This is a genomic window from Pseudomonas sp. R62 (assembly GCF_000257605.1).
GTDB lineage: Bacteria > Pseudomonadota > Gammaproteobacteria > Pseudomonadales > Pseudomonadaceae > Aquipseudomonas > Aquipseudomonas atacamensis.
Genome location: NZ_JH635998.1, coordinates 3,665,370 through 3,679,253 on the forward strand (window position 1 = coordinate 3,665,370; position 13,884 = coordinate 3,679,253).

At 62.0% G+C, this 13,884-nt stretch carries 10 protein-coding genes and 1 pseudogene; 2 read left to right on the forward strand and 9 right to left on the reverse strand.

Going from position 1 to position 13,884, the window contains the following annotated elements; all coding sequences use genetic code 11:
• Nucleotides 1-165: 165 nt before the first annotated feature.
• The 9 genes and pseudogenes from OQK_RS17490 to gap form a co-directional block, all read right to left on the reverse strand.
• Nucleotides 166-1,515, reverse strand: a complete 1,350-nt coding sequence (locus tag OQK_RS17490) for a CoA transferase (RefSeq protein WP_016773519.1) — start codon at nt 1,513-1,515, stop codon at nt 166-168.
• A gap of 185 nt (nt 1,516-1,700) precedes the next feature.
• The gene (locus OQK_RS32045) at nt 1,701-2,456 is read right to left on the reverse strand and encodes a methyl-accepting chemotaxis protein (protein WP_371699605.1); all 756 of its coding nucleotides are present in this window, start codon (nt 2,454-2,456) and stop codon (nt 1,701-1,703) included.
• Between the two features lie 102 nt (nt 2,457-2,558).
• Nucleotides 2,559-3,902, reverse strand: a pseudogene (locus OQK_RS32050) (PDC sensor domain-containing protein); the annotation flags it as partial.
• A gap of 105 nt (nt 3,903-4,007) precedes the next feature.
• Nucleotides 4,008-4,418 carry a YbaN family protein gene (locus tag OQK_RS17500; RefSeq protein ID WP_016773521.1) on the reverse strand — a complete coding sequence of 137 codons (411 nt, stop codon included), beginning with the start codon at nt 4,416-4,418 and terminating at the stop codon, nt 4,008-4,010.
• Nucleotides 4,419-4,580: 162 nt separating this feature from the next.
• On the reverse strand, nt 4,581-5,177 hold the full coding sequence (locus OQK_RS17505) for a biliverdin-producing heme oxygenase (RefSeq protein WP_016773522.1): 597 nt from the start codon (nt 5,175-5,177) through the stop codon (nt 4,581-4,583).
• Nucleotides 5,178-5,286: 109 nt separating this feature from the next.
• Nucleotides 5,287-7,872, reverse strand: coding sequence for a TonB-dependent receptor (locus OQK_RS17510; RefSeq protein ID WP_016773523.1), 2,586 nt, complete (start codon nt 7,870-7,872; stop codon nt 5,287-5,289).
• A 122-nt stretch (nt 7,873-7,994) separates the two neighbouring features.
• Nucleotides 7,995-8,960 carry a FecR family protein gene (locus OQK_RS17515; protein WP_016773524.1) on the reverse strand — a complete coding sequence of 322 codons (966 nt, stop codon included), beginning with the start codon at nt 8,958-8,960 and terminating at the stop codon, nt 7,995-7,997.
• A 101-nt stretch (nt 8,961-9,061) separates the two neighbouring features.
• On the reverse strand, nt 9,062-9,589 hold the full coding sequence (locus OQK_RS17520; RefSeq protein ID WP_016773525.1) for an RNA polymerase sigma factor: 528 nt from the start codon (nt 9,587-9,589) through the stop codon (nt 9,062-9,064).
• Nucleotides 9,590-9,788: 199 nt separating this feature from the next.
• Nucleotides 9,789-10,790: a type I glyceraldehyde-3-phosphate dehydrogenase gene (gene gap, locus OQK_RS17525; RefSeq protein ID WP_016773526.1), complete on the reverse strand. Its 1,002-nt coding sequence runs from the start codon at nt 10,788-10,790 to the stop codon at nt 9,789-9,791.
• Between the two features lie 220 nt (nt 10,791-11,010).
• Between gap and edd the strand changes: the two genes are divergently transcribed.
• Together edd and OQK_RS17535 are read left to right on the forward strand one after the other, a co-directional pair.
• Nucleotides 11,011-12,837 (forward strand): phosphogluconate dehydratase, encoded by a 1,827-nt coding sequence (gene edd, locus OQK_RS17530; RefSeq protein ID WP_016773527.1) that lies wholly within the window; start codon nt 11,011-11,013, stop codon nt 12,835-12,837.
• A complete protein-coding gene (locus OQK_RS17535; RefSeq protein ID WP_016773528.1) occupies nt 12,834-13,793 on the forward strand; it encodes a glucokinase in 960 nt (319 codons plus the stop codon). The genes edd and OQK_RS17535 overlap by 4 nt, the downstream gene beginning before the upstream one ends.
• Nucleotides 13,794-13,884: the final 91 nt, after the last annotated feature.

Genomic DNA, 13,884 nt, shown 5'->3' on the forward strand with positions numbered 1-13,884 from the left:
CTCCCAGAGGGAGAGGGGGCCGACCGAGGTGTCTGGCGCTATACATCGACCTGAGCGATCGAGTCGATTATGGATTCGACAAAAATCTTTCACGTCGGCGTAACTCTCCAATATCCCCCAATCAGTCCCCTCTCCCTCTGGGAGAGGGCTAGGGTGAGGGGCTTCTCATGGCCAACACGGAGGATGCGAGCCCAACTCCGTCGCCGGCCAATTCCACTGCACCGCCGTCCCGCTGATCTGCACCGGCACGCGCAACCTTCGCGCCGGCCCCCACGCGGTGTGTTCAATCGCCGGATCCTGATCCAGTGCATCTTCGGCCCGCCGCAGGTCATGCGTCCCCGGGCCATGCTCGACCAACAGCTTCGCCGTACGCGCCAGCGACAACCGCGCCGAACCCCCGCGACCGTTGGCCAGTCGTTCAGTCAGCAGCCTTATCGCGCTCGCCGCCAGCAGATACCCGGTTGCATGATCCAGCGCCTGCACCGGCAGCGGCGTCGGTTTATCGCTGTGCTTCCAATGCTGTCCGGCCTCGGCGATGCCACTGCTCATCTGCACCAGGCTGTCGAAGCCCCGGCGGTTCTGCCAGGGGCCGCTCCAGCCGTAGGCGTTGAGGCAGACGTCGATCAGCCCCGGTGCCAGTTGCCTTCGGCGTTCAATACCAAACCCCAGATGTTCCAGCGCATCGGCGCGGTAGCCGTGCAGCAGAATGTCGGCGTCTTTCAACAGGCCTTCAAACACCGCGCGATCCGCAGGAGTCTGCAGATCCAGCCGCGCGCAGCGTTTGCCCACGGTCATTTCCGGGACCACGCCGGGTTCGTTCCAGCTCGGTGGATCGATGCGTAGCACGTTTGCGCCGAGCCCTGCTAGAAAGCGGCTGGCGGTGGGGCCGGCGAGCACGCGGGTCAGGTCGAGCACCTTGACCCCGGCCATAGGCCGTGCGATCGAGCCTTGCCATGGGCTGCGGTTCTCGTCCGTCTGCTCGATGAACTGCACCAGCGCTTCGGCATTCACCGCCAGCCCCTGCGGATGCTGCTGCCACTGCGCCCAACTGCGCATCTCGGCGGCGCAGCCCTTGGCGTCGACCACCGCCTGCTCAAGCTCCGCGCTCGCCCACTGTGCGACTTTCGCCGCCATTGCGGCACGATCGGCGCAGGCGCCGAGCACGCGTTCAGCGGCGGCGCGGTGGTGCGGGGCGTTGGTGTGCAGACGGATCCAGCCGTCCCGGGTCGCATAGTCGCCGGCGATCGCATCCCACAAGGGCGGCACTTGCCAGCCGATCGGGCGCAGCGAGGTGGAGAACCACAACGAGGCCAGACGGCGGTCGACTGCAACCGCAGGCAAGTGCCCGGTTTGCTGGTGAAGCAATTCGCTGAGCGCTTGCCCGGCAGCGGCGATGCTGGCGCAGGCCAGTTCAGTGACGGCGAACGCCGAGGGCAACGCGCCGTCACCGTTGAAGGGGATCGGCGTGTGGGGCAGGCCGAGTGCGGTTTGGATGGACGTGAGCAGATCAGTCATCGAAGGCCCTCCGGAACGAGAGGGCGATGATAGTGCAAAACATAACCGGGCTGGATTGAGGATCGTTCCCACGCTCCGCGTGGGAATGCCGCCCGGGACGCTCTGCGTCCCAATCGAAAGCTGCAACGCGGAGCGTCCCTTGATGCATTCCCACGCGGAGCGTGGGAACGATCGATGCTGGATTGTTACACGCGAAACTGATCCATCAATTTCATCTGCTGGCTCGCCAGGCTGTTGAGCTGGCTGCTGATCGCTGCCGATTCGGTAGCCTGTTCGGTCAGGGTTTCGGTCACGGTGCGAATCGCCGAGACGTTGCGGTTGACCTCTTCGGCCACTGCGCTTTGCTCTTCGGCGGCGCTGGCGATCTGCAGGTTCATGTCGCTGATCACCGTCACCGCGTCGCTGATCTTGCCCAGCGCATCAACGGCCTGACGAATCTGCCCGGCGTTGTTGTGCGCCTGGGTCTGGCTCGAGTGCATGGTCGCGACCACGCCACGGGTGCCGGTCTGGATGCGCTCGATGACGATGCGGATTTCTTCCACCGAATCCTGCGTGCGCTTGGCCAGGTTGCGCACCTCGTCGGCGACCACGGCAAAACCGCGACCGCTTTCGCCGGCGCGGGCGGCTTCGATGGCGGCGTTGAGGGCCAGCAGGTTGGTCTGTTCGGCGATGCTGCGAATCACTTCCAGCACCGAGCCGATCTGCTCGCTGTTCACTGCCAGCGCTTCGACCTCGGTCACCGCTTTGCTGACTTCATCGGCCAGCTGATTGATGTCGCGGGTGCTGCGCTCGATGATCGCCATGCCGTCCTTCGCCGACTGATCGGCACCCTTGGCGGCGTTGGCGGCGTTCGAGGCACTGTTGGCGACGTCGTGGGCAGTGGCGCTCATTTCGTTGGACGCGGTGGCGACCTGATCGATCTCGCGGAATTGCACCTGCATGCCTTCGCTGGTCTGGCGGGCAATTTCCGATGACTGATCAGCCGTGCCACGTGCTTCGGTGATGCTCTGTTTGATCTGCGCGATGGTCGGCTGAAGCTTGTCGAGGAAGCGGTTGAACCAGTTCACCAGTTCGCCCAGTTCATCTTTCTTGCTGTAGTTCAGGCGCTGGGTCAGATCGCCTTCGCCGCTGGCGATGTTCTTCAACATGTCGGCGACACTGTTGATCGGACGGGTGACGCCGGAGGCGGTGAGCCAGATCAGCAGCAGGCCGACCAGACCGGCCACGCCCGCCACCAGCAGGGCAGTGATGACGCCGGTTTGTTGCGCGTCATCGAGTACCGCTTGCAGCTTCACCGAGTCGGCCAGCAGCACCTGCTCCGGCAGGTCGATGACCACGCCCCAGGCGCGCGAATTGCCGATCGGGTCGACCGGGTAAACCGCGCGAATCAGCTCGCCCTGTTCGAGGATTTTCGCCGTACCGCTGCCGACCAGTTGCAATACATCCTTGCCATCGGCGCCGAGGGTGTCGCCGATTTTTTTGCCCACTCGCGTCGCGTCGGCACTGTCGGCCGCCAGCACGCCGCTGCCGGAGACGATCAGCATGTGCCCGGCGTTGTTGAACAGGCTGCGCTGCGAGTCGACGGCGGCGGCTTGCAGGGCGTCGAGCGCGATGTCGACACCGACCACACCGATCGCTTTGCCGTCGGCCAGCAGCGGAACGGAAATGGTCGTCATGAGCATTTCCTTGCCACCGACGGTGTCGGCATACGGGTCTAGCAGGCAGGTGCGTTTGTTGTCGCGAGGGCAGGTGTACCAACTGTTGTACGGCGTGCCGCTGACGCTGAGGGTGGTCTTGGTCAAGTCGTCCTCGACCATGATCGTATTCAGCGCGGCGCCGGCGGCACGGCTCCAGTACGAGGCGAAGCGCCCGGCTTCGTTGGACTGCCGCGCGGCGTCGTTGGCGAATTCGCTGTCCTTGCCGTCGAGACCGTTGGGTTCGAAGGCCAGCCAGATGCCAAGGACTTTATCGTTGCGCTCGAAAGCGGTTTTCAGACTCTGGTTCAACTCTTCCCGAACGGCGCCGGCTTCGAGTGAGCGCTTGGTGGCCATCGTCCGCAGATCCTTGATCTGATCGGCGAGGGCGGTGACCACCAACAGGCTTTCACCAAAGGTTTTCTGCACCCGCACCGCTTGTTCGGCGGCCTTGGCCTGCAGCAGGTTCTGCACGCTGGCGGTGAGCAACTGGTTGCTGGATTGACTGACCAGCGCGTCGTTCTGGTTGGTCTGGTAGATGTTCATGCTGACAATCAGCGCCACCACTCCGAGCAGGCACAGGCCGGAGAGCAGGACGATTTTCAGGCGAATGGAAAGAGAGTCGAACATGGGGCGATCTCGCGAATGGAATAAACAGGTGGCTGGGCCGGGAGCCCGGTTTGCCAAATCCATTCAGCGCCATTCAATCCTCATCGGCGTTAAGCGAAACGGCATGAGGCGCTTACCGACGGACGGTCGCTGCTAAACGTTTGCGCAGGGGAAAGTGCTGAAAAGGCTTTAATTACAGGGATGTTTCACTACCGCGACGGGCGTCTCCGGGCGCGACCAGATCCACAGGTTGCCCAGGCCCATGCCGGCAATCGCCAGATAGATCGGCCAGCCGTGGTCGAGCATCACCAGCATCAACGTCGCACACAGCAGCATGCTGACGGTGGCGCTGACTTTGGCCTTACGCGCGATGATCCTGCCGTTGCGCCAGTTACTGAGGATCGGCCCGAAGAGGCGATGATTCTCCAGCCAGGCACTCAAGCGCGGCGAACTGCGGGTCGCGGCCCACGCGGCAAGGAGAATGAACTCGGTGGTCGGCAGACCGGGCACGACGATGGCGACCAGGCCAATGCCGAGGCTGACATAGGCCAGCAGGCCGAACAGCAGACGGGCGAGTTTTGATGGGGCGGGTGTGGGCATGGGCTCAGCGGCGGCTTCTGAAGCGGAACGGAGATCTTACAGATTTGTGGTGAGCTCTGTGGGAGCGAGCCTGCTCGCGAAAGCGGTTGATCAGGCACATTGATGTTGAATGTGCTGCCGTCTTCGCGAGCAGGCTCGCTCCCACAAGGGATAAGAGTTGCTTCAGGCCACTTCGGCTTCTATGGCATAAGCCCGTTCCAGCAGCACGGTGAAGCGGTTGAACGCATCCAGTGCACCTTGCTCAACTTCCGCCTCTTCCTCCGCCGTGAACGGCAACGCATCGAGGGTGCGCACAAAGCTTTTCCAGCCCTCGGCGCGGCCACCTTGCGGTTCCGCCAGATGCCGGGCACCGAAGCTTTCGCTCAACTCCAGCGCCACCGCGCGCTTGATCAGGAACGCCGCGCCGAGCTTGGAACCCTCGGAAACAAAGATCCAGCCCAGCGCCCGCGCCTTGCTAGGGTTTTTCAGCGCGCCGGCCACCGGCGCGGGGACTTCGGTGTCGAGGTCGGCGAGGTCAGCCCTGGCCGCTTCGGCGCGGCAACGGGCCGGCAGATCCGGGACGATCGCGGTCAGTTCGGCATCGTTGTACAGCTCGACCAGTTCCGCCTGGAACAGGTATTGCGCGACGACGAAACGGGCGAAGCTGGCGCGGGTTTCGAAGGGTGCGTGGGCTTTGACCAGCGCATCGAGTTTGCTGTGCGGCTCATGGGTGATCTGGTTCAGGCGTTGCGAACGCAGGGATTTTTCCGAGGCAGTCATGGGGTGTCCTTGATAAATGAGGCGCTTGATAACAAGACGTACGGGCGGGCGGCGGACAGTAAAAAAACCTCACTGCGCAGCGAGAACACGCGCAGTGAGGCCGGGCGGGTCAGATGTCCCAGATCAGGTTGATCGCGAAGTTGCGTCCCGGTTGGGTCAGCCGATCGAGGTTGGCCGGTTGCGTCACCGAGGCTTCGCCGACGCTGTCGTAACCGCGCACGTCATCCCACAGCCAGTACTTCTTGTCGGTCAGGTTGTAGACGCCGCCGCTGACGGTGACGTCGTCGGTCACCTTGTAATAGCCGGCCAGATCGAGAATGCCGAAGCCCGGGGTCTTGAACTGACTGCTGACGCCGTCCGGCGATTTGAAATTGCTGTCGTCGACGCGGTCCTTTTTCTTCACCACGGTCCAGCTCAGCAGACCGCCATAGTTGTCCTGGTCGTAACCGAGACCGAACACGCCGGTGAGCGGGTTGACGCTGTTGATCGGCTCGCCGCTGTCGTTGTTGCGACCGTAGGCGTAGGCGATCGAGCCTTGGGTATACAGGCCTTGCGGCGCGCCGAACGCGTCCAGATTCAAGCGACCTTTGACTTCTGCGCCCTTGATGGTGGCGCGCTTGATGTTATTGCTCTGGAAGGTCAACACATCGTCGCCCGGCTTGACCGCGTCCTCGTTGATGAAGTCGCGGTACTTGTTATAAAACACCGCGACGTCGAACGAGCCCTGCTCGAAATTCCCGCGCAGGCCGGTTTCGAAACCTTTGCTTTTTTCCGGCTCAAGGTCGGAGTTGGGCGCCACGGTGTAGCCGGTGGTGTTGTTCTCGAAACGCCCGTACAGCGATTTTGCCGTGGGCGTGCGGAAGCCTTCGGCGTACTGGCCGTACCAGGTGTAGTTGTCCGTCAGTGCATAGGTCAGGCCGAATTTTGGCGAGACTTTGTGCCAGGTCTTGTTCTTGTCGCTGACCGTGCCCTGGCCGTCGGCATTCACGGTGTTGAGGAATTCCTCGGTGATGTGCGGCTTGAGCTGAGTGTAGTCGTAGCGCAGGCCCGGCAGGAAGGTCCAGTCGTTCCAGCTGATCTGATCCTGAGCAAACAGGCTGTAGGTGTTGATGGTCGGATCGGGGAAGTCACTGGCCTTGGCCAGTACATCCGCCGCACTGGTCGCGCCAATCGCCGTGCAGCCACGACCGACCGCCAGGCATGTGCCGTCGCCGCTGCGTGAACCGGTGACTTTCTGTTGCTTGATCGTGGTGCCGTAGGTCAGCAGGTGATCGGTGTCACCGATGGCGAAGGCCTTGTCCAGTTGCGCGTCGAACACCCACTGTTTTTCTTCGTAGATCGTGTCGCGGGTACGCAGCACTTTACGAGTGATCGGGTAGTACAACTCTTCGGTGGTCTGGTCAGTCTTGGCGATCTGGTGGTTGAGGCTCCACTTGACGTTATCGGCCAGCAGGCTGTCGAGGGCGAACGCGTGTTCGATGCCGAAGCGCTCGCGGGTGATGGTGTCGTTACCGGTGCGCCACTGGTACATGCCGCCGGGCAGGATGCTGCTCGGGATGGTCGGCGCGCCGTTGAAATACGGGCCGCCGTAGGCACTTTTCTGGTCGGTGTCGCGATCGTCCTTGTACTTTTCGTAGGTCAGGCCCAGACGCGAATCGTCGTTGTAGTTCCAGCCGAGCTTGGCCAGGACGTTGGTCGCGCGCACGTCTTCCGGGTTGGCGGCGGTGCGCGCAAGGCCGGTGCCGTTGTTGCCGCCAAAGGACTCGGTTTCGTGTCCGTCGCGCTGGCTGTAATGCAGCAGACCGTCGAACTCACCGCTGCGGCCGGCGACGGTGGCGGACTTCAGCCAGCTGTCATCGGCGGAGCTGTAACCGCTTTTCAGGCGCGCGCCGACATCCTTGCCCGGTTTGATGATGTCGTCGGCGTCCAGCGTGTAGTAACTGACCGCGCCGCCGATGGCGTTGCTGCCGTACAGCACCGAGGCCGGGCCACGGAGGATCTCCACGCGTTTGACGATTTCCGGGTCGACGTAGTTGCGCTGGCTCTTGGCGTAGGGGCCGTTGAAGAAGCCGTTGGGGATCTCCACGCCATCGACTTGAGTCAGGATGCGGTCGCCGTCGATACCGCGAATGTTGTAGCCGCTGATGCCGCCACGCTGACCGGCGCCGCCAACGGAAACGCCCGGCTCGTAGCGCACCAGATCCTTGATCGTGTTGACGTTGTTGCGGTCAAGCGCTTGGCGATCATGCACGCTGACCGTCGAGGGCACGCTGTTGACCGACTGTTCCTGGCGAGTGGCGCTGATGGTCACCTGATCGAGATTGAGCGTGCCGATGCTGTTGCGTTTTTCCAGCACGACATTGTTGTTGCTCAGTTTGCGGAAGCTCAGGTTGGTCCCCACCAACAGGCGCTCGAGGGCTTTCTCCGGCGGCAGCGAACCGCGCACGCCCGGCGACGAGACGTTCTGCCCCAACTCGGCCGGCAAGCCGACCTGCCAACCGGTCACGGCGGTAAAGGCATTCAATGCCGAAACCAGTGGTTGCTGGCCGATGGCGAAGGCGTAATCGCCCATGTTGCGCGCCGGTTGCTCGGTGGCGGCGAGCAGCGGTGCGGTGCCAGCCATGAGGATGGCCGCAGTCAGCAGCGACAGTACGCGGGAAGGGGAAGCAGTCTGGCGGGTAAGGCGTGAGGACATCGATAGCGCTCCGTGTCGCACGAATCTTTATAGGTGCTGATCGGCATGGTTAGATGCGAATCAATTGCATTGGCTATAACGAGACGTACTGTCGTTGGCTATCGAGTAAAAATAATTCTCATTCAGTTCAGAATCACCAGCGCAGGGAATTCCTGCAGGCGTGCCGAGGTGATGTGAGCGAGGGAGCGGACCACGTCGAGCGGCTGGTCGAGACGGTAATTGCCGGTGACGGCGACGTCGGCCAATTGCTCGTTGTTGTTGATGATCCAGCCCGGATAGTAGCGGCGCAGCTCGGCCAGCACTTGATTCAGCGGGCAGTTCTCGAACACCAGGCGGCCTTCAACCCAGGCCAGATCGGCATTGGCGTCGAGCTTGGCCGGGCGATCAAAACCGTTGGGGCCGATGCGAATGCTTTCCCCGGCACGCAGGCGCACCCGGGCATCATTGTGGGTGGCGCGCAGATCGACATCGCCACGCTGCACGTTCACTTGTGCGACCCCGTCGAGGTAGCGCACGGCAAATGCGGTGTCGTGCACGCTTGCCTGCACCGGGCCTGCGTCGATCTCCAGCGGCTGATTGCGCCCGCTGGCGATCTCGAAAAACGCCTCGCCCTGAAACAGCCGGGCCACGCGCTGTTGATCGTTGATGGTGCTGGAAAACGCCGAGTTGGTATTGAGCAGGACCTTCGAGCCGTCCTCCAGTTGCAGCCGCTGACGCTCGCCAACCACGGTGAGGTGATCCGCTTGAATGCGCATCGGCAGGTTGCTGAAACTGAACAGCCCGAGGATCAGCACCGCAGCGGTAGCCAGCGGTTTCCAGTGCGGGCGCAAGCGTTTGAGAAAAGTGATTTTTACAGGTTTTGCCGCCAGGGCTTCGGCGCACAGTGCGACTTGCGGGCCGTCCCAGATCGCCTGGGCCTTGGCGAATGCCTCGGCATTCAACGGATCAGCCGCCAGCCAGGCATGAAATTGCCGGGTCTGTTCCTCATCCGGGCTGCCGAGCACGATGAGCCAGTCCAGCGCCTGGTCCATTGCAGCTGCAGCGTCCCGCGCCGAATCGGGCGAAGGCGAGCGGTGGGTGTCCGTCACGGTGGTTCCTCAGGGCTTCTGGCGAAGCAGTTTCTAGCTTCAAGCTGCAAGCTGCAAGCCGGATGCAATACTGCTTTTTGTTTTTACTTGTAGCTTGCAGCTCAAAATTTGCCGCTGCCGTTATGCCGTTCGGCAACGCCGATGCAGATCGACATGATCAGTTTCAGTTCCTTCTGCACGGTGCTCAGCGAAACATCAAGTTCATCAGCGATTTCCTGATAGCTGTGGCCGTGCAAACGGCTGAGGATGAAGATCTGCTGCTGACGCGGGCTGAGTTGGCTGAGGCTCACGTTCAAACGCTCCAGCAATTGTTCGGCATGGGCGGCGTCTTCGGCGCTGCTGGCCGGCGCGGCGATGCTCTGCACCACGTCCTGTGGTACATCGTCGACCATGGTCCGCGCATGAATCTTGCGCGCGCGCAAATGATCCAGCGCCAGATTGCGCGCGGTCTGGAAGACAAAGGGTTCAAGGTGATCGATGGCCCGCTCGCTCAACGCCCGGGTCACGCGCAGGTAGGTCTCCTGCAACAGGTCTTCAGCGGTGCTGTGATTGTTGACCATCCGTTCCAGCGTGCGCAGCAGGGAAGTGCGCTGGGCGAGGAAGACGTGGTTGAAGCGCGATTGACTCACGGGAGGACCTGATCCATTTCGAGCGAATGATAATACTTATCATCCAGCTGAATGGTCAAGTGCTGATTTCAAATTGAAATCGGATCTCCTGTGGGAGCGAGCCTGCTCGCGAAGGCGTCGTGTCAGTCAGCTCCATATTGACTGACAGATAGCTTTCGCGAGCAGGCTCGCTCCCACAGGGATGGGGGGCCGGCCGGGATTATTCGGCGTTACACAACGCCAGGCAGTTATCCAGCATGCGGTTGGAGAAGCCCCATTCGTTGTCGTACCAGGCCAGCACTTTCAGCAACTTGCCGCTGACTTTGGTGTGGTTGGCGTCGAAGATCGACGACAGCGGGTTGTGGTTGAAGTCGCTGGAAACCAGCGGCAAGGTGTTGTAACCGAGAATCTTCGAATGCTGGCTCGCCGCTTTCAGCAGGGCATTGACTTCGTCGGCACTGGCTTCTTTCTTCAGTTGCACGGTGAGGTCGACCAGCGACACGTTGATCACCGGCACGCGCACGGCCATGCCGGTCAGTTTGCCCGCCAGTTCCGGCAGCACCAGACCTACCGCTTCGGCTGCGCCGGTCTTGCTCGGGATCATGTTCTGCGTGGCCGAGCGGGCACGGTACGGGTCGCTGTGATAGACGTCGGTGAGGTTCTGGTCATTGGTGTAGGCGTGGATGGTGGTCATCAGGCCGCTCTCGATGCCCAACTCGCGATGCAGCACCTGCGCCACTGGCGCGAGGCAGTTGGTGGTGCACGAAGCGTTGGAAATGATCTGGTGCGACTGACGCAGAATGTCGTGGTTGACGCCATAAACCACAGTGGCGTCGGCGCCTTTGGCCGGGGCCGAGATGATCACCTTGCGGGCGCCGGCGCTGATATGCGCGGCGGCTTTGGCACGGTCGGTGAACAGACCGGTGCATTCGAACACTACGTCGATTTTTTCAGCGGCCCACGGCAGGTCGGCCGGGTTGCGAATGGCGCTGACTGCGATGCGGTCGCCATTGACCGTCAGGCTTTCGTTATCGTGCGCCACTTCGGCATCGAAAGTGCCGTGGACGGTGTCGTATTTGAGCAGATGGGCATTGATCGAACTGTCACCCAGATCGTTGATCGCGACGATCTGCAGGTCTTGACGATAGCCTTGGGTATACAGTGCGCGCAGGACATTACGGCCGATGCGGCCGAAACCATTGATTGCAATTCGAAGAGTCATGGAACAGCGCCGCCGTCGTTTTGTTGTTGGAATTACAAGATTATTCGCATAAAAATAGAAAACAAGCCTTTTTAGTGGCAATATTTTGTTTTATCTACAACGAGTGACCTGAATCAACTGGTCCGAATGGTCAAAAAAGCCGTCTGTCATTCCAACAACAACGGCGTTTGATCAGCATAGACAATCAGGTCGCCACATCCGTTAGCCTGGAGTTCTACACATGCATCCCCGCGTTCTTGAGGTCACCGAACGGCTTATCGCCCGCAGCCGCGCCACGCGTCAGGCTTACCTTGCATTGATTCGCGGCGCCGCCACCGACGGCCCGATGCGCGGCAAGCTGCAATGCGCCAACTTCGCCCACGGCGTGGCCGGTTGTGGCACTGAAGACAAGCACAGCCTGCGGATGATGAACTCGGCGAACATCGCCATTGTGTCTTCGTATAACGACATGCTTTCGGCGCACCAGCCGTACGAAGTCTTTCCACAACAGATCAAGAACGCCCTGCGCGAAATCGGCTCGGTCGGCCAGTTCGCCGGCGGCACTCCGGCCATGTGCGATGGCGTGACCCAGGGTGAGCCGGGCATGGAACTGAGCCTGCCGAGCCGCGAAGTGATCGCCATGTCCACGGCGGTGGCGCTGTCGCACAACATGTTTGACGGTGCGCTGATGCTCGGCATCTGCGACAAGATCGTTCCGGGCCTGATGATGGGTTCGCTGCGTTTCGGTCATCTGCCAACGATCTTCGTACCGGGCGGGCCGATGGTTTCGGGGATTTCCAACAAGGAAAAAGCCGACGTCCGCCAGAAGTACGCCGAAGGCAAGGCGACCCGTGAAGAGCTGCTGGAATCGGAGATGAAGTCCTACCACAGCCCGGGCACCTGCACCTTCTACGGCACCGCTAACACCAACCAGTTGCTGATGGAAGTCATGGGCCTGCACTTGCCGGGCGCGTCTTTCGTCAACCCGAACACACCACTGCGCGACGCCCTGACCCGCGAAGCCGCGCATCAGGTCACGCGCCTGACCAAGCAGAATGGCAACTTCATGCCGATCGGCGAAATCGTCGACGAGAAGGCGCTGGTCAACTCCATCGTTGCCCTGCACGCCACCGGCGGCTCGACCAACCACACCCTGCACATGCCGGCCATCGCCATGGCCGCTGGCATTCAACTGACCTGGCAGGACATGGCCGACCTTTCCGAAGTCGTGCCGACCCTGAGCCACGTCTACCCGAACGGCAAGGCCGACATCAACCACTTCCAGGCAGCGGGCGGCATGTCGTTCCTGATCCGCGAACTGCTCGGCGCCGGCCTGCTGCATGAAGACGTCAACACTGTGCTCGGCCATGGCCTGAGCCAGTACACCAAAGAACCGTTCCTCGATAACGGCGAGCTGGTCTGGCGCGAAGGGCCGACCGACAGCCTTGATGAAAACATCCTGCGTCCGGTGTCCCGTGCGTTCTCGCAAGAGGGCGGCTTGCGGGTGATGGAAGGCAATCTCGGTCGCGGGGTGATGAAGGTTTCCGCCGTTGCGCTGGAGAACCAGATCGTCGAAGCACCGGCGATGGTGTTCCAGGATCAACAAGACCTGGCGGACGCATTCAAGGCCGGTCTGCTGGAGAAGGATTTCGTCGCGGTGATGCGCTTCCAGGGCCCGCGTTCCAACGGCATGCCGGAGCTGCACAAGATGACGCCGTTCCTCGGCGTATTGCAGGATCGCGGCTTCAAAGTGGCGCTAGTGACTGACGGGCGCATGTCCGGCGCGTCGGGGAAAATCCCCGCAGCGATTCACGTCAGCCCGGAAGCTTATGTCGGTGGCGCTTTGGCGCGCGTGCAAGAGGGCGATATCATCCGCGTCGATGGCGTCAAAGGCACCTTGGAACTGAAGGTCGACGCCGCCGAATTTGCAGCGCGCGAACCCGCCAAGGGCCTGTTGGGCAACAACATTGGCAGCGGCCGCGAGCTGTTTGGCTTCATGCGCATGGCCTTCAGCTCGGCGGAGCAGGGCGCCAGCGCCTTCACTTCTGCCCTGGAGACGCTTAATTGAAACTGGCTTTGGTCGGTGACATCGGAGGCACCAACGCGCGGTTCGCGTTGTGGCAAAACCAGCAACTGCAATCGGTTCAGGTGCTGGCCACGGCCGACTTTGCCACCCCGGAAGAGGCAATCGCCTTGTACCTGAGCGGGCTCGGTCTGGCGCCGGGCTCGATCGGCTCGGTGTGTCTGTCGGTGGCAGGTCCGGTGAGCGGCGATGAATTCAAATTCACCAACAATCACTGGCGGCTCAGTCGCAGTGCGTTCTGCAAGACCTTGCAGGTCGAGCAGTTGTTGCTGACCAACGACTTCTCGGCGATGGCGCTGGGCATGACCCGCTTGCAGCCCGGCGAATTCCGCGTGGTCTGCGAAGGCACGCCGGAGCCGTTGCGTCCGGCGGTGGTCATCGGCCCGGGCACTGGCCTGGGTGTCGGCACCTTGCTCGATCTCGGCGAAGGCCGCTTCGCGGCGCTGCCGGGCGAGGGCGGACACGTCGACCTGCCGCTGAGCAGCCCGCGCGAAACGCAACTGTGGCAACACATCTACAACGAGATCGGCCATGTCAGCGCGGAAACCGTGTTGAGCGGCGGCGGCCTGCCTCGACTGTACCGGGCGATCTGCGCGGTAGATGGTCATGAGCCTAAGCTTGAAACGCCGGAAGCGATCACCGCCGCCGGCCTGGCCGGTGATCCGATTGCCCTGGAAGTGCTCGAGCAATTCTGCTGCTGGCTCGGTCGCGTCGCCGGCAACAACGTGCTCACCACCGGCGCGCGCGGTGGCGTGTTTATCGTTGGCGGGGTGATTCCACGCTTCGCCGATTTCTTCCTCGCCAGCGGCTTCGCCCGCTGCTTCGCCGACAAGGGCTGCATGAGCGATTACTTCAAAGGCATCCCGGTCTGGCTGGTGACCGCGCCGTACTCCGGCCTCGTTGGCGCCGGTGTGGCGCTGGATCAAGCAACACCTGCATAGAGATCGTTCCCACGCTCCGCGTGGGAATGCCTCAAGGGACGCTCCGCGTCCAGTGACGCGGAGCGTCACGGGCTGCATTCCCACGCAGAGC